We start from the raw sequence: 15894 nt of genomic DNA, 5'->3' as shown, positions 1-15894 counted from the left end.
CACGGCGAGAATCGACTTCCCGCTGACCAGCGGGAACGTCAGAAACCCGACACATCTCACACCGTCGCCAGATCGCATCCAATCGTTTCGGCGACAGAAGCCCCGAGCATGCAAGAGGTGTGATCGGATCGAGGCTGTCGTTTCGTGGCCAGCGACGCTCGTCGCCCGCGGCGGTCTTGCTGCGCTTGGAGTCAGCGCTTTCATTTATTCATAGAGACCTGACGAATCACCACAGCCCTCGGGCAGGACGAGCGGCGGTCGACGGCTGGCAAGGCGTTGCGCGGTCACCCGCCCATGAATGGGAGTGTCAGCGGTCGCGCCATGCGAGTGGTGAGGTTTGAAGAGCTGCTTCGGCAAGGCGGCGACCGAAATCGGTTTGGATTCGGGCGCGGGACGATTCGATCCAGCCTGTGACGCGCTTGTAGCCGGCTTCGCCGTACTCGACGGCCTGCATGAGGCATTCGAGGCGGTCGGCGTCTTTGGCGCAGCGTGCCTCGATCGTTTCGGCGGCCTCGTACTCGGTGACGGCTTCGCGGATGCTCTTGGCGGCCGCCTCCGGAAGGACGGCGACCTGGTCCTCGGTGATGCGTTCGTTGCTCGCGACATCCATGTACGGCTTGGCGCTGTGTGGGATGTCGCCGATGCGGGTCTCTTGCGAGTCGTGCCACATCCCGAGGTAGGCCGCCCGCGCAGGATCGCCGCCTTCCTCGCTGGCGATCAGTGCGGCGAGCTGGGCAACGCGCAGGCTGTGCTCTGCGACGGACTCGGGGTCGCGGACGCCGACATGCCACCATCCGGCCCGCCGGAGTCGCTTGAGTACGCCCATCTCGTAGGCGAAGGCAGCGACTCCTGCTGCGTCCCGGTCGGTGGTCTTATCCGTCACGATTGCTCCGTTCGATCATCGGTTGGCCAACTGCACAGCGCACCGCAGATTGTTCGACTCTACGGTGCTAGTGCGAGCGGGGCTGTCGTCCAGCGCTGCTTCGAGCCGCTCGCCGGTACGTTGTCGTAGCGCTCTGTCGTACTCGCACGCGCTGTCTTGATCAAGCTCGTAGGTTGCGGTCTTGCTCCATGGGATGTGGGCAGAGCTGCACCACGCTGTTGACGGCGGTATGAGGCGCGAGCTGTCGATGGGCAGCCAAGGTGAGTTGCCTGCGCTGTCGACGTGGATCGAGATCCGCGAGGTGGCTGGAGGACGGGGCCGGTCGAGGCTTGGCTCTTTGGTAGTCAGCGGGTGCAGGTCAGTTTCTGTCCGATGCCGCCGGCTACGCAGCCCTGCACCCAGCTAGTCGGGTCTATCTCGGTGTTGGGCCATTGGTGGCAAGGGACCACTCCTGGGTCCAGGAGGCGTTGCCCGGGGAACATAGCTCGGATCTCATCGAGGGTTCGGAACCAGCCAGTTCCGAACGAGCTGTCAAGCAGATGCTTCTCGATGCGGCGCAACGCGCCGCTCGCGACGTCCTGTGGGTCGAGAAAGTGGGAGATCACGGTGCAGGAGCCCGGTGCCGCGACGTCGATGTACGTCTGCATGATGCTGGCCACGTCGCTGGCTGAGCCCGAGCGATGGTGGAGGGTCGCGGTCTGGATGATCGCGATCGGCTCAGACCAGTCGATGAAGGAACTGACCTCTTTGGACTCCAGCAGGTCGTCGGGCGTAAAGATGTCGCCGTCCACGACGCGTACCTGCTTGTTTGCGGCAACGAAGGAGTGGGCGTGGGCCAGCACCTCTGGGTCGTTGTCGACGTACAGCACTTTCGCGGTGGGATTGATCGCCTGAACGACTTCGTGGACGCGATGGCCTATCGGCAGTCCTGGACCGCAGTCGATGAACTGGGCGATGCCGGTGGTGCCTGTGAGGTACTGGCAGGCGCGGAGCAGGAAGCCCTCGCTGGCGACTGCTAGGTCGCCGAAGTGCGGGGCGATCTCCTTGACGCCGAGCATCAGCGTGCGATCGACCGCGAAGTGGTCCTTGCCGCCCTGCGCCAGGTTCCAGAACCTAGCGTCGCTCGCGTTGCTGAGGAGCTGCGCCACGAAGCTGTCGTGCGAGATCGGTTCGCAGTCCATCATCGCCGGCACAGGGCTCCTTTCGCTCCGAGAATGCTTGACAGGATCTGTGCCGGTGAGCGACCTGGCAGAGCCAGTAGTCGCTCACCGGCCTTCTTGGAGTCCCGGCTTCTGGCCGGTGGCTGGATTCGATCCGCCCCACAGGGGAGAGCAGATCGCCCAAAGGACTCCAGATCGAGGCGGCTGAACCGAGGCGTGCGGACGCGCCAGGATCGAACTGTGGCCGTTCAGCGCCGACTCTGATCGCTGTCGAACCGACAGTTAGAGGTCTTCGTCGCGCCAGCGGCGGAACCTGCTGTTGAGTCGCTCCAGGCACCGCTCAAGTCCGCGCTGCAGACCGCGGCGCGTGGCCTGACGGTCGATGAGGCCGACTCGTATTAACAGGTGCGCTGCCTGTGGAGCGTCCCCGGGATCGGCCGGTTGTGAGGGACGTATCAGTGTCGTCATTGGTTTCACCGCTCCATCACTCGTGGTGTCGAGTCACCAGTGAACCAGCGAACGTTCCATCGTGCAACGTTTCATCGCGGCGCGTTTCGTCGTACTCTGTCTCCAGGTCGGCGCGGATAGCGATCGGTCAACGGGGTCCGTTGTAGGGTTCTGGTCGCTGAGAAACGAGGTCAGATGACGCTGGAGTCAGCCATCGGTTCGGTGGTCCCGCGGTACCTGCTCGGTCGGCACCTGCGAGAGCTTCGTGAGGCTGCAGGTCTGTCTCTCCGTCAGGCCGGGGCAGAGCTCGAGATGTCGGCATCCACGGTCTCGCGACTGGAGAACGGCGAATCTCCGGTGCGGAGCCTGGACGTTGAGCAGGCATGCAAGGTGTACGGCGTAGCCGATGCCGAACTGGTGCGCGCCTTGATGGATCTGGCGAAGGAGACTAGGGCGACCAAGGCGAGGAACTGGCTGAGCTCGTACGCAGACCTGGTGTCGGACAACTTCGTTCTCTTCACCGGCTTGGAGGCATCCACGTCGTCGCTGGCCCTCTACGAGACGGACCTCATCCCCGGTCTTCTACAGACTCGCGACTACGCGAAGAGCATCATGGGAGACGAGCGCTTCACCCGCTCGGACATTGATCCTGATGTGCTCGAACGCCGGTTGGAGATCCGGCTCAATCGGCAACAGATCCTCGAACGCGAGTCGGGCCCGCCCAGACTCGACGTCGTACTTAGCGAAGCAGTGGTTCGCCGGCGTGTCGGTGGTGACGAGACGATGGCCGGGCAGTTGATCCACCTACTGGATATGGCTCAGCGTCCAGATGTTGCGATCAGGATCATGCCGTTCGATGTTGACGAGCACGCTGGGATGACGACCGGGCCGTTCGCCTTGCTTGGCTTCCCGTCCCGCGGCCCGCTGATCGAGTGGTCCGGTGCCTATGCGGACGGCTTTCTCGGGTTCTTCTGGTCGGACAAGCCCGACGAAGTCCAACTGCTTCAGAAGGCCTGGGCGAATCTGTGGGAGACCGCCCTCGACGACGCGGAGTCCGCTGAATTCATCAAGCACAGACTCAGCCAACTGCAACCGAACGCCTGACCCAGTTGGGTCAGCGCTGGTCGGCGGGCGCGAAGTAGTTCGTGAGCATGTCGGTGGTCCAGGCCGGCTGGTGGGTCTCGCCCCGCGGCCCGAACTCGTCGAACCAGGGCTTGATGTCGATGACAGGCGTTCCGTCGACGGCGTCGAGATCCTCGACGTGCAGGTCGAGCCCATCGACCTTGACAAGTCGGCAGCGAGAGATGCCGAGCCAGTTGATCCTGCGCATGTTGCGGTGCCCGAACGCACCAACCTCGGGCCAGGCTGGGTTGTCTCTGGGGCGGCGGGCGCCGAGGTTCAGATCGGTCTGGTCGGAGAGGTGAAAGAAGAACACGACCTCGAGGTGTGAGAACGCTTCGAGGCCAGCGGTGGATCGTTCGTCGAACCGCTCGTTGTTGATGCGCAGGATGGAGCGCGTACCGCCCCAGTAGTCATCGGTGGGTTCGCTTCGGCCACCGATGACCTGGGCAACGGGTTCGACCGTGAAAGGACTCGGCGTCATCGGGATGTCCTTTGATCGGTGAGTAGTGAACAGGGGGTCATCTCGGCGCGGAGGCGAGGTAGCGTGCGGCACGATGATCGAGCTCGGCCGCGGCTGGGATGCCGCGGGCTCGGAACGGCGACAGCGCCGATCGCATGTCGACGACAGTCTGACGCGTGCGGCCAGAGTGCACGCCATCCATGGCGTCGAGAGCCGCCGACCAGGTTGAGCAGGCTTCGTCGATCGCACCCTGACGCGCCTGAACTGCGCCGAGGTACCCCAGGGTCACAGCGTGCGTCCGGGTAAACGTTGCCGCCTTCCGCGTACGGACGCTGCGTCTGAACTGGGTAGTGGCCGCCGCCAGATCGCCGAGGTCGCGCAAAGTACACGCAGTTTCGTGGGCAAGGCTGGCCTCGCCGAAGAAGAAGACCCGGCCGGGCTCGTCGTCACCAGAGCCAGCGGCGGTCAGGTTGTCCTCGGCGCGCAGGAGCGCTTTCGTAGCCGCGCTGCCTTGACCGTCAGCCGCAAGAGCCCTGGCCTGGACGACCTCGAGCAGAGCGCGTTCCCTGGGACTCGCCAATGTCGAGCGTTTCCCCGACAGCGACGCCTTGGCCAATTGCACTGCATGTCGTGAATGGCCGAGGTCCACAGCCTGGTGTGCCATCGCGCGCAGGACGTGGCCGGCCAGGGGCGGATCGTCTGCCTCTGCGGCGAGCTGGACAGCAACGGTGAAGTACTTCTGCGCGGTCGCGTGCTCGGCGTTGTCGAACGCCATCCAGCCACTGAGGTACGCGAGTTCGCCCGCGGTGGAGAACAGACCGCGACGAATCTCGGCGCTCGCGTGGGCGGCTCTCAGCGCGCTGGCGACGTCAGATGTCAAGTACTGCACGACTGCTGTGCGCGCGTGCCCGCCGCCACGGCGCTGGTCGATTCGGGTGAACATCTGCGCCATCTCCCGGATTGCTTCCAGGTCACCGGCGCCGATCAACCGGCCGCTGCGCGCAGAGCGCTGGGCTCCTCGGCGCGCCATGGTTTCCCACCAAGCCTGTGGAGGAACCGCCAGTGCGGCCACGGAGTAGCCGGCGGCTCGCAGGACTGACCTGCGCTCGATGTCCACGTTGCCCCTTCCCAGATCGGCGAGCGCTGTCAGCGTATCTGCGGACCAATCCGGTGCTGCAGGTGCCCGCGGACCGGACAGGCCGATCTGGTCGAGAGTGACCACCCTGCCGAGGCGGCGCGAAAGCGCCTCGACCAGGATCGCCGGGGCGTCGCCCGACGGCGTCGACCCCGCGACCCAGTGCGAGACGTGGGATCTGCCCACCGAGACGAGGCGCTCGTTGCCGGATTCGGCAGCCACCCGGCCTACCGCCCGTGCGAGTTGGGCATGCGACCAGCATGCCTCCGCGATCACCGCGGCGAGCTTGGAGTTGCGGCGCGGTCCGACGCTCGACGTTCCCGTTCGCTCGTTCACCACTTTCACCACTCTCAGCCCCAGTACCGGTGCCCCACCCACGGTAGCTAGTGATTCGCTCATCGTATCCGCACAGAAGCAGCAGAAGGGCCCGAGAGTGCAGCTAGAGCACGTTGCGCGGCACGTGGTACGACCAGATCCGCAATGGTGGACCTCGGGCGTGCACGCAGGCCGGCTGCTGCGTGACTGCTTGGCCGAGCAGGACATTCGGACGCTGTTCTTGTTCCTGCGCGATCACGGCTACAGCAGAAGCGCGCTCGCTGCTGCGTCCGGTCTCGCGGAAACCCGGGTCCGGAGTATTTCCCAGGGCAAGCAGGTGGTGACGTCGTACGACGTACTGGTGCGTATCGCGGATGGGTTTGGCATCGACCGCGGTCTGCTGGGTGTGGGGTCTAATGTGCGGAGCGGTGAAGCCAAGAGCGATGGCAGATTGCGCGACCCGGGCGCAGCGCCAGGTTTCGTTGGATCGCTGGCCGCCTTGGCTGTTGGCCCGGTCCCGACCGAGCTGAACGGGTACGTCGACTCCAGGCAATCCACCGCGACCAGCGTTCCGTCGCGGGTGACTGCAGCCCACGTCGATCTGGTCCGTGTGGTTCGTGACGAGCACCGACAGATCGATGCCGCCCATGGCGGCGGGTCCTGCCGGGACTCCGCGGTCAGCTACCTCGCATGGGCGAATGGCATGCTGGCCAGCCGGTTCGAGACGGAACGAACCGAGACAGACTTCAAGGCCGCACTGTCCGACATGTACCAGGTTGCCGGATGGGCAAGTCACGACCTTGGGGACCACGGAGCGGCCCGTCACTACCTAACTGCTGGGCTTGTCCTTGCGCGGGAGATCAACGAACTCGCTCTGATCGCTGGAGGTTTCTACCGCCTTGGCCGCGTCTCGATCCACCAAGGTCGCGCCCAGGAGGCGCTGCGGCTATGGCAACTCGGGCAGATCGTGGCCCAAGACAGCGGAAATCTCGCAGCAGTCGCTGTCTTGCACGCGAATGAAGCCTGGGCCTACGCCATGCTTGGCGCTGCGGACAGGGTCTCCGACTCACTTGCACGTGCTCAAGACGAACTCGGGCGAATTGACGAAGACACGGTCCCGTCGTGGGCTCGTTTCTTCCTTGCACCTGCCGACCTGGACGGTATCTCGGGGGTCATCTACGCCTGCCTGGCCTCCCATGCAGAGCATCGGACCCGGTTTGCGCCGCGCGCGATCGAACATGCTGAGCGCTCGTACGCGACCAGGGGTGCGGGGGAGGAGCGGAGCCGCACGTTTGACGCGATCAGCATTGCCACCGGCTACGTCCTCGATGCGCAGCCAGACCGTGCGGCTGCGGCCGGGCATCAGGCTGTCGACATGGCCATGGCCACTGACTCGGTTCGCGCCGCCGATCGGTTGCAGGCGATGGTGTCCCTGGCTGGTCCGTTCACAACCCACGACGGGTTGAGCGGGGTCCTCGAGCGTGTTGGTGCATTGATCAGCGGTTAGCTTCTACGGCGTGACAACACTCAGCAGCGGCGAACGCGACCGTCTCGATACTGCTCTGCGCGACATCGCCAGCGCGGCAGGGATCGACCCCGCGGGCGCCGTACTGCTCCGCTACACGATGAACGCCGTCTACAAACTTCCCGCCGCCAACCTGGTGCTTCGCATCGCCCCGGTGGCCAATCGCCTCACCGTCCACCGCGTCACCAGGATCGCTCTTCGGCTGGCCGAGCTCGACCTGCCTACCGTCCGGCTGGCGCCCGGACTGCAAGAGCCGATCGAGACCTCAGGTTGGGCTGCCACAGCTTGGACCTACCTCCCGCAGATCTCCGGGCAACGTCACCGGCATGCCGAACTTGCCCGTCCGCTGCTGGCATTCCACTCGCTCAACGATCTCGGATTCTCCCTCCCGCAATGGGATCCGATCAGCCGCGCGCAGTCCCGCCTCGAGACCGCTGCGGCAGCTCGGGACGGGGAACTGAGCTACCTGCAGACATGGGCATCAGACCAAGTCGGGCTCGGATTGAGCGATCTCGTCGGCTGGCTGCGAGACCGTGTACGCTCGGTCCGGGCCTCTGCCGAGTCGACCGAGTGGCTGCTCCCCACGGCCGTTATTCACGGTGATGCCCACGTCGGCAACCTGCTCACCGACGCTCGCGGCCAATCTGTGCTGTGCGATCTGGACTCGGTGAGTATCGGCCCGCCTGAGTGGGACCTTGTCCCGGCTGCTCACGGCGTGGAGCGGTTCGGAGATCCGCGTGAGCAGTACGACGACCTCCGTGCGGCGTACGGCTTCGACCTACTCTCCTCGCACACTTGGCCGACCCTGCGGTCGATCCGCGAGCTCCAGATTGTCACCAGCGTGATCGGCGGGCTGCCCGGCCGGCCCGACGTCGCTGAAGAGCTGGCTCACCGGCTACGCAGCCTGATCGCAGGCGATGCGGCTACTTGGCACCGCTACCAGTAAGGCGACGCAGCGGTGGGGGTACATCGTGGACCCCCACGCTGGGCTGAACTACTCCGCGTGTGCCGGTCGAAACTCGGTGATGTAGGCAACGAATCGCCTATGGGCTGGGGCTTCAGCCTCACTTCCCTCGCCCGAGACCCATTCGACTGAGAACGGGGACGTTCATGATCGGCTGTTGGCTCCTAACGCACGCGCACACGACGGTCCTGTACGTAACTCATCGGCATCGCCGTGGCTGCGTACGCCGTGATGCTCCGCGACATCGCGCAGGAGGTCCGCGGGTGATGACAGTCCCCGAGCCTTTGGCCGATCCCATGCCCCAACGTCGTGTGCGGGTCTGGTTCGGCGATCACGTGATCGCCGACTATCTGGTCGAGCTCGACGTGGCCGAGCGGTACGCCGCGGCATCCTCCAGGCGATTCGGTCTGCCGGTGACAGTCGACCTCGTATCCGGGCCGATCCGGATCGACGGCGGGCAGTGAGGTGACCGGCGCTGCCCGACCGGCCATGCTCGGCTACTTCGTCGAGACCTTCCTGATGACGCCTACCGAGCAGGATCGAGTTCGCAACCTGCTGCTCGGGTTCGCAGACCGCGCAGGTTCACAGATGACGGCGATCTACATGGAGGCGCTCGAGTCGCAGCCAGCGGCGATCGAGGCCTTGATCGAAGCAGCGCGCCGAGGAGACATCTCGGCGGTCGCAATCACTGCCGCCGATTCAATCGCAGCGCAGTACCGCCGTGAACTCGAGGGCACCGGAGTCCGACTCCTCATCGCGCGCGACTCGCCCTGAGCAGGCGAGGCCGAGGCTCCTCAATGCCTCCTCCCTGCGGCCGACCTCACGACCGCGGGTAGGCCTCGGCCTCGCCACTGTTCGGAGTTCCTCGGTCCCGGGATTCCCGCACGCCCCTGTGCACAAGCCCGGGACCGAGGACTCCACCTTGAACCGGCTGGCTCCCGTCGTGAACACGGCCTGCGGGAGCCAGCCGTTCCAACTCCGAGTCAGCCGGGTTCCTGACTGGCCTGCCCGCCCCGAGCGAAAGAGAAGCAAATGACCGACCTCACCACCGCCGCCTGGCGGAAAGCTTCCCGCAGCAACAACAGCAACAACTGCGTCGAGGTCGCGCTCATGCCGGACGGCGGTGCGGCTGTCCGCGACAGCAAGGAACGGGGCTGCGGCCAGATCCTGCGCTTCACCGCCGGCGAGTGGGCGGCATTCACAGAAGGCATGAAGGCGGGAGAGTTCGACCCTCGTGCCTGATCGCTCAGTCGCGCGGCGTGTCTATCCGCACCGGCGAGCACTGCCCGTGTGGGCCTCGCGGCGGATACTGTTCGTGATGGTCCTGCTACTTCGGGTTTGCGTTGGCGTGGATAGGAGACGGCTGTGTCCGAGCTGAGAGGTCGTCGCGGCGGCGACGACCCGAGCAAGGGCAACACGCCAGGGAATCAGGCTGGCGAAACCGGGCGTCCTGAGAACGAGACGTCTCGGCAGTCCGACGACGGCGTGCGCGATCAGCAGACAAGCCGTACAGATGCTCCGACGCCGGATCGCCACGACGCTACACATCACGTGGCGCCGCGTCCGTTGCCTGCTCGCGAGAAGTCCGAGCAGCGCCTCGATGACGTCTACTGGCCGGGCAACGCGCGCGGGGCCTCGGCCGAGCAGCGTGATGACTCAACCGCCCCGAACTCCTCCACTGTCGTGTCCCGCGCTTCGGAAAGAAGACAAGAAGACTCGCGGGCGTCCGCTGACCCTCGGCTGAGGGAAGTGCAGGCATCCGAGGCGTACTCAATTGACGAAGGCGAGACCGCGGACCATCGATCCTCACAGCCACTGACTGCTCGCGAAAAGCTCGAGCAACGTCTCGATGAGATGTACTGGCCGGGGTACTCCAAGTGGTCGTCAGCCGAGCGGGGCGATGACGAGTCGGCCGAGCGACGACCGGTCGATCCTCCCTCGGCCCCGGCGACGACGCCGGTCGATGATCGACCCGAGCCGGAGGACCCGTTCGCCTCTTACTCACCAGAGCTTCAGGCCCACATGCTTCACGACGACACCTTGGCCCGCCTCCAGTACATCAGCCCGCCCGCTCAAGAAGCCGAGACCACCGCCCACGACTCAGATCCTCCCAGCCTGGTCGAGTCGCCTGGTGCTGACGAGCGAACGTCAGAGGTGGAATTGCGTGACGACGTAGCGAGCGTCGCGTTGACGGCGGACGACAGCACCGCGTCGACGTCACGTCTGGCGGGCGAAACCGGCGATCAGCCCGCTGCCAGCTCGCCTGACCAACCGCCCACCGACCTCGAGGCTGCCGCAGCCGAGGATCAGAAGCTCGCCGTCGATAGCGTTCCGGCCGGCGACTTGCTAGAAACCGATGACGTTGCTGCTGGCATCGATTCCGAACCAGGGTCTGTTGCCGGCGTCGACGAGGTCGCCGAGCCGGAGCACGAGTTCGTCGACGATGCCACCCCGGAGGAGATGGACCAGTACCGCCGAATCCGGGAAGCTGACGACGTCGACGCGCTCGCGGATCACAGCGGGATGCCGCGTGCGGTCATTGAGGAGGCAAAGCAACACCTCTTCCAGCGCCTGCACGACGTGGCCGTTCGCCCGGGCGAAATCAGGCACGGCTACTTCACCCCGGACGCGCTGTACGGCGATCTCTGGGAGCGAGTCGCGTCCGGTGCGGAGTTGACTGACAAGAATCGAGTGGAGTTCTGGTCGTTGCTGGCGCACGAGTACGTCGAGTCAAAGCTCATGGCGGCCGGACTACCGTATCGGTCGCCAGACCCTGAGGCCTGGGACCACTACGGGACGCCACTGGCCACCTCTGATTACCCGTCGGCGCACAACACGGCACCATTGAGTGCGCGGTCATCGAGGATGGATCTACTGATTCTTTGGGACTCGACGTTGGACATACCGAGGGGCGACCTTCGGGTCGCGGAGGACCTGTCGAATCTCGACGAGGTGGTACGCGTGGCGAAGGAAGGGCTGGGATTGTGATGGATACAGGAGCGTGCGAGCGGCTCTTGATGCGTCTTTCGGCGGCGAGCTGGGACAACCCTGAGGCAGAGGAACGGCACTCCAGGTCGCGAGGTCTGCTTGCGCAGGAGTATTTGCGGCGGATGGCGATCTGGGCCGATGCGCTTGGTGTGCCGAGGCAGTGGCCGTTCTTCGAGTTGGCGGTGGTGGTCGATCCATCGGTCGAGACTGACGCAGGCTGGCTACGGCGCCTGGAGGCCGAAGTTGGGCGCGAGCTCGGGACTCGGACGGAACAGGTGCTCACCGACATGTTCAGGTGGGCTTCTTTGGGTGAGCGTCCGAAGGAGCGGTTTCCTGAGTTCGAGGATCCGTATGAGCCGATGGTGCAGGTGTTCGAGCGCGGCGGCGAGATCTATCCCGGCCACGGATCGATGGAGCTCCTCGCAGCCACGGTTCCGTATCTCGGCATCATCGAACGTCTCGCTCAGCCCCCGTTCCCGATCGACGCCGCCACCTTGGACGAGGTCGACAAGAAAGAACGGATCAGGGTTGAGGAGTCACGCGCACGCCGAGCGGCCAAGCGTGCGGAGCAAGAGCCCACATAGCAAGCTGGCGAGGAGGCCGAGCAACCGTCAACTGACTCCTGATCGACATGCTCGTGTGGTCCGGCCGTGCAGTCATCCGTGCGGAGGCCACCTTGGACGCCTTGGACGAGGACTATCAGATCAGGTCTGAGGAGTCCCGTGCCTGTGCGGCTGCCCAGCGAGCGGCCAATCAGCGCAGCCGCCCGCGCGAGAGGCGCAATGACGCGGGTGCAGTCTGGCCGCCCCTTCCAATGCCTCGACTGGATGCGCTACGACGACTGGGCGATGCCGAACAGGAGGCACGCTTCAGGGTGGCTGGTGCGGTCGCCGGCCACCGCCACGATGCTTAACTGTTGCACTGAGCGAAGACATCTCGGCACGCCTGTCCGTTGAGCGCTCGCCGCTGTAGAAATCTCACCCGTCCAAAGGAGCAACGCTGTTGTCGAACGAACAGGGCCGCATCTTCCGTGACGCATGGATTGCAGGCGTGACGAAGCACTACCCCGGCGAACCAAAGCCCGGGTACGTCGCACCGTGGGAAGAGACACCCGATTGGGAGCGGGAGAGCGCGGCGGCGGTCTACGAGCAGGTGCGGGCGTTCGTCGAGGTCTCTGAAGGAAACACGAGCAAGCTCAGCCGGGAGCAGAAGGGTCGGTTTGTGGCGCTGTGCTGGATCGCGCAGATCTACCGTCACATCCCCGACCCCAAGCCCAGCTACGTAGCCGACTGGGACGACATACCAGCCTGGCAGCGAGAAACTGACGGGGACATCTTTGAACGGATCGAACGCGAGAGCTGACGCCTCACCGCAACTGTGCTGGCCCCTGCTGCCCAGAAACACGGTAGGCCTGCAACACGGAGAGCTGGCAACGATCCTGCGGCCGCAACTGTTCGACCCACTGGCGGCCGATCGCTTGACAGGCGGTGACGCCGCCTTGGTCCTCAGAGTTCCCGCACGTCCGTCACGACCGTGAAGCGGCGCACCGAGCACCCGTCGGCACTTTCGTCTACGACGACATTCACCTTTGTGAGGGCGGATGCATTTGCTGCTAACCATGTCGTGATCTGTGTGAGCTTGGGATGTACTGCACCTCCTGATGGAATGAAGAGCCGTTCGACCACACGCGACGCGGGATCTGGCGACATATCCGACAGAATCTGGTTCAGGCAACCGGCGGCGAGGTCGGGCACGGCCGCAAGGTCCTCGATGTGCAGGTCCCCTGGATCAGAGGCTGTCGTGCCGAAGCGAAAATGTCCTAGCGGACCCGTGCAGTAGGAGCTGATCAGGTGCGCCATGAGCCGGGTAGCCTCGGAGTGCTTGTGCGGGTTGGGGGCGATCTCGTCCTCGTCCGTGATCCAGAGCAGATCCTGGCCGTCGCCCCGTAGCCCCTGCACAACGATTCCAGCCAGGTGACCGATCCGGGTCAGCTTGCGGAAGGCTCGTGGCGACCAAGGAGCGAGACCTCCGAAGGCTACCTCGGGGTGGTGGTCCTCGCTTAGACGGTGCGCGGCTCGCTTGTCGACGGCGAAGGTAATCAGTAGGCCGGTTACATGATCTGCTGCGTCGAGGTAGCCGGAGAGCGAGCGAAGACGCACTTTGTCGTTGAGAGTCTTATAAGACATCCGGCGGGCAGCTCCCAGTTGACCTCGCCGGAGACGCTGGCGCTCTGTCCAGAAGTTCGTGAGTCCGCCTGGTGTGGTGACCATGAAGGATATGACTTCGAAACGAGCAGCGTTGTGGGCTCCGCCATAGTCGCTGAACATCATCAAGCAGGGTGATGCCCGTACCGAGGCGACACTGTCTGCGATCAATGGCCCCGCCCCGGAGATGCAATTGCTGATGGCCGTGGCTAGGTCGACATCGGCTCTCCCGATGGTCCTCCAGACATCATCGCGCTGGTATTCGTGGGCCATGTCTCCTCCCTGCCTGTCAGGCTCTAGTGTCTCTCTGGCCCCGACGCCGTGATTGGCTGGTTCGTGGCGACCGGACGATCGGGCCATCCGCGCGGCATCGCAGCCGACCGCCTTGACCACAGATCTCGTGACCAATCGTTGACGCGTCGAGCATTGTCCCGGACTCGGAGGCTGTTCACAGCCTCGGAGATACGTCGCGGAGCGGGACGCACCTGTCACACTGGCACCCAGTTGGTGCGCTCGATGCTGCGCCGGCCGGTGCGTCGCACCCAATGGACTAGGAGCGATGGTGGCAACGAAGAGTGCGATCGAGTGGACTGAAACGACCTGGAATCCAGTCACGGGATGTGATCGCATTGCCGCTGGTTGCGATAACTGCTACGCCCTCGCTCTCTCCAAGCGGCTAAAGGCGATGGGGGTCGCGAAGTACCAAAGCGACGGCGATCCTCGTACGAGTGGACCGGGTTTTGGAGTAAGGACGCACCCTCGATCGCTCGCTGAGCCGTATGGATGGAGCGGCTCTCGGCTGGTGTTCGTGAACTCGATGAGCGACTTGTTCCATGCCAAGGTACCCATCGGCTTTGTGCGCGACGTCTTCAATGTGATCCGCGAGACGCCGCAACACACGTATCAGGCCTTGACCAAGCGAGCACAGAGGCTCCATCGGATCGCCGATCGCCTCGACTGGCCCGCCAACCTGTGGATGGGAGTTTCGGTTGAATCGAGTGATGTGACCGAGAGGGTCGATCAATTGCGCGGTGTTCCCAGTGCCCGTCGATTCCTCTCGTGTGAGCCATTGCTCGGCCCTCTCCCACACCTGAACCTCGAGGGCATTGACTGGGTGATAGTTGGTGGTGAGTCGGGGCCAGGCGCGCGGCCGATGGATCCTGATTGGGCGACCGAGATCCGAGACCAGTGTCTTGCTGCGAATGTGGCCTTCTTCTTCAAGCAGTGGGGTGGGCGTACTCCCAAGGCCAACGGTCGCTTGCTAGATGGCCGAACCTGGGACGAGATGCCTCGACTTGCCGGATGATCCAGCATTGGTGAGCCGATTACGGCAGATTGGTCCAAGCGAGTTCCGCGTCGCCGGCAAGAGATCGCCGCGGGCACGAACTTGCAGGGAGGAGCAGGGAGATGGCGAGCAAGAACCCGGTGCCGTGGGCGGCCGATCCGCACACCAAGGCCAAGCATGCTCTGTACACAAGCTATCTCGGCAAATGGATGCCAATCATGGTGAATGGCTGGGGAGCGAACATCACGTATGCCGAAGGCTTCGCCGGTCCAGGCGTGTACCTCGACGGCTCTCCTGGCTCTCCGGTCATCGCCTTGCGAACCCTGGTCGCCGATCCCAGCATCAGGACGAAGGTCAGACTCGGTGGCATGCGATTCGTCTTCATCGACCGCGACCAGCGTTGTATCGATATGCTCCCCACAGAGTTGGCGAAGGCGGCCGTGCCGGTACCGCTTGATCAGCTCGCGCAACATGGCATACACGTTGCCGTTGAAAAGGGCCAGTGCGAACCACATCTTCAACAGCTGCTGACTCGGGAGAAGGCTTGGAAACGCCCAATCCTGGCTGTGCTCGACACGTGGGGCGGCGCGGTCTCGTTCGATCTGGTGAAACGCATCGCCGACAATCCCGGTAGCGAAGTCATCATCACAATGCAACCGCAGTACTTCTCGCGATTCGCAGAGGTCGATGACATCGAGCACGGCGACAGAGTCTTTGGCGGTATCTCATGGCGCGCCGTCGCGCAGCAATCACCCGAGGCCAAGGAACGCTGGCTGCTCCAGAGTTACCGCCACACCATTCAAGCCGCCGGGTTCCCCTACGTCTTGGACTTCGAGTTGGTCGACAAACGTGGACAGTCGCTGTTCCTCGTATTCGGTACCACGCATCCAAAGGGCCTCATCAAGATGAAGGAAGCCATGTGGGAAGTCGACGCGATCGGCGGCATCGGCTATCGAGATCCACGCGACCCGAATCAAGAGACGCTCGCTATCGAGTTCGAACCGCAAACCGCTCCACTCAAGCGTCTGATCCTGGACCACCTTCGTACGCTTCCGGGTACCAGGTCGCCGATCTACGAGCTCCGCAGGTTCGCGCTGTTTAGTACGGTCTTTAAGGAAAGTCAGGCCATGTCCGTAGTCCGCGAACTTGTAGCGTCCGGCTCGCTCGTACGAGCAGATGGAGTTACAACTGCGGCTGGCCTAAGGTTTCAGCACGTAGTCTCGCTGCCCACGTGACAATGCGCGTCGGGAGGATGTGGCGCGCCAGGGTAGGACTCCGATCTCCAGTCGATCCTTGGCGGCCGCGTCAAGTCTGCCCGGGTCCTTTGACAACGTCTTCAACTGCAGCAGTCCTATCCGTTGTCGACGGCAACTGGTACAGGTCGGGTGAACGAGACGGTCGACCTG

General features: G+C 64.2%; 16 protein-coding genes. 11 read left to right on the top strand and 5 right to left on the bottom strand.

Annotated features, from left to right (window positions below; translation table 11 throughout):
- Positions 1 to 307: 307 nt before the first annotated feature.
- Together E0H92_RS42555 and E0H92_RS42550 are read right to left on the bottom strand one after the other, a co-directional pair.
- Complete coding sequence (locus tag E0H92_RS42555; protein ID WP_238173832.1) at positions 308 to 883, bottom strand: HD domain-containing protein; 576 nt, start codon at positions 881 to 883, stop codon at positions 308 to 310.
- 344 nt (positions 884 to 1227) lie between these two features.
- Entirely contained in the window at positions 1228 to 2067 is an 840-nt protein-coding gene (locus E0H92_RS42550; protein WP_238173838.1) for an SAM-dependent methyltransferase, read from the bottom strand.
- A 618-nt stretch (positions 2068 to 2685) separates the two neighbouring features.
- Between E0H92_RS42550 and E0H92_RS42545 the strand changes: the two genes are divergently transcribed.
- Positions 2686 to 3594, top strand: coding sequence for a helix-turn-helix domain-containing protein (locus E0H92_RS42545; RefSeq protein WP_131500295.1), 909 nt, complete (start codon positions 2686 to 2688; stop codon positions 3592 to 3594).
- A gap of 10 nt (positions 3595 to 3604) precedes the next feature.
- Here the strand turns inward: E0H92_RS42545 and E0H92_RS42540 are convergent, their stop codons facing one another.
- Both E0H92_RS42540 and E0H92_RS42535 read right to left on the bottom strand, forming a co-directional pair.
- The gene (locus tag E0H92_RS42540; protein WP_131500294.1) at positions 3605 to 4093 is read right to left on the bottom strand and encodes an SAM-dependent methyltransferase; all 489 of its coding nucleotides are present in this window, start codon (positions 4091 to 4093) and stop codon (positions 3605 to 3607) included.
- 37 nt (positions 4094 to 4130) lie between these two features.
- Entirely contained in the window at positions 4131 to 5543 is a 1413-nt protein-coding gene (locus tag E0H92_RS42535; protein WP_131500293.1) for an NsdA family TPR-like regulatory protein, read from the bottom strand.
- A gap of 190 nt (positions 5544 to 5733) precedes the next feature.
- Here E0H92_RS42535 and E0H92_RS42530 point away from each other — a divergent pair, with 190 nt between their 5' ends.
- The 8 genes from E0H92_RS42530 (at position 5734) to E0H92_RS42500 (ending at position 12361) form a co-directional block, all read left to right on the top strand.
- On the top strand, positions 5734 to 7029 hold the full coding sequence (locus E0H92_RS42530; protein WP_131500292.1) for an NsdA family TPR-like regulatory protein: 1296 nt from the start codon (positions 5734 to 5736) through the stop codon (positions 7027 to 7029).
- A 10-nt stretch (positions 7030 to 7039) separates the two neighbouring features.
- On the top strand, positions 7040 to 7993 hold the full coding sequence (locus E0H92_RS42525; protein ID WP_131500291.1) for an aminoglycoside phosphotransferase family protein: 954 nt from the start codon (positions 7040 to 7042) through the stop codon (positions 7991 to 7993).
- 314 nt (positions 7994 to 8307) lie between these two features.
- Positions 8308 to 8475 (top strand): hypothetical protein, encoded by a 168-nt coding sequence (locus tag E0H92_RS44565; protein ID WP_165550279.1) that lies wholly within the window; start codon positions 8308 to 8310, stop codon positions 8473 to 8475.
- Position 8476: 1 nt separating this feature from the next.
- Positions 8477 to 8785, top strand: coding sequence for a hypothetical protein (locus tag E0H92_RS42520; protein ID WP_131500290.1), 309 nt, complete (start codon positions 8477 to 8479; stop codon positions 8783 to 8785).
- A 258-nt stretch (positions 8786 to 9043) separates the two neighbouring features.
- Positions 9044 to 9253 (top strand): DUF397 domain-containing protein, encoded by a 210-nt coding sequence (locus E0H92_RS42515; protein WP_131500289.1) that lies wholly within the window; start codon positions 9044 to 9046, stop codon positions 9251 to 9253.
- 123 nt (positions 9254 to 9376) lie between these two features.
- Complete coding sequence (locus E0H92_RS42510) at positions 9377 to 10999, top strand: hypothetical protein (RefSeq protein ID WP_131500288.1); 1623 nt, start codon at positions 9377 to 9379, stop codon at positions 10997 to 10999.
- Positions 11000 to 11121: 122 nt separating this feature from the next.
- Positions 11122 to 11583, top strand: a complete 462-nt coding sequence (locus tag E0H92_RS42505; protein ID WP_131500287.1) for a hypothetical protein — start codon at positions 11122 to 11124, stop codon at positions 11581 to 11583.
- A 418-nt stretch (positions 11584 to 12001) separates the two neighbouring features.
- Complete coding sequence (locus tag E0H92_RS42500) at positions 12002 to 12361, top strand: hypothetical protein (RefSeq protein ID WP_131500286.1); 360 nt, start codon at positions 12002 to 12004, stop codon at positions 12359 to 12361.
- Positions 12362 to 12504: 143 nt separating this feature from the next.
- Here E0H92_RS42500 and E0H92_RS42495 read toward each other — a convergent pair whose 3' ends face one another.
- Complete coding sequence (locus E0H92_RS42495; protein ID WP_131500285.1) at positions 12505 to 13476, bottom strand: hypothetical protein; 972 nt, start codon at positions 13474 to 13476, stop codon at positions 12505 to 12507.
- 286 nt (positions 13477 to 13762) lie between these two features.
- Between E0H92_RS42495 and E0H92_RS42490 the strand changes: the two genes are divergently transcribed.
- Together E0H92_RS42490 and E0H92_RS42485 are read left to right on the top strand one after the other, a co-directional pair.
- Positions 13763 to 14509 carry a DUF5131 family protein gene (locus E0H92_RS42490; RefSeq protein WP_238173831.1) on the top strand — a complete coding sequence of 249 codons (747 nt, stop codon included), beginning with the start codon at positions 13763 to 13765 and terminating at the stop codon, positions 14507 to 14509.
- Between the two features lie 101 nt (positions 14510 to 14610).
- Positions 14611 to 15723 (top strand): three-Cys-motif partner protein TcmP, encoded by a 1113-nt coding sequence (locus E0H92_RS42485; RefSeq protein WP_131500283.1) that lies wholly within the window; start codon positions 14611 to 14613, stop codon positions 15721 to 15723.
- The last annotated feature ends 171 nt before the right edge of the window (positions 15724 to 15894 follow it).

The sequence above is a fragment of the Kribbella speibonae genome (assembly GCF_004331375.1).
GTDB lineage: Bacteria > Actinomycetota > Actinomycetes > Propionibacteriales > Kribbellaceae > Kribbella > Kribbella sindirgiensis.
Note: the sequence above shows the minus strand (reverse complement) of the source record. Positions and strands in the feature narration are given on the sequence as shown.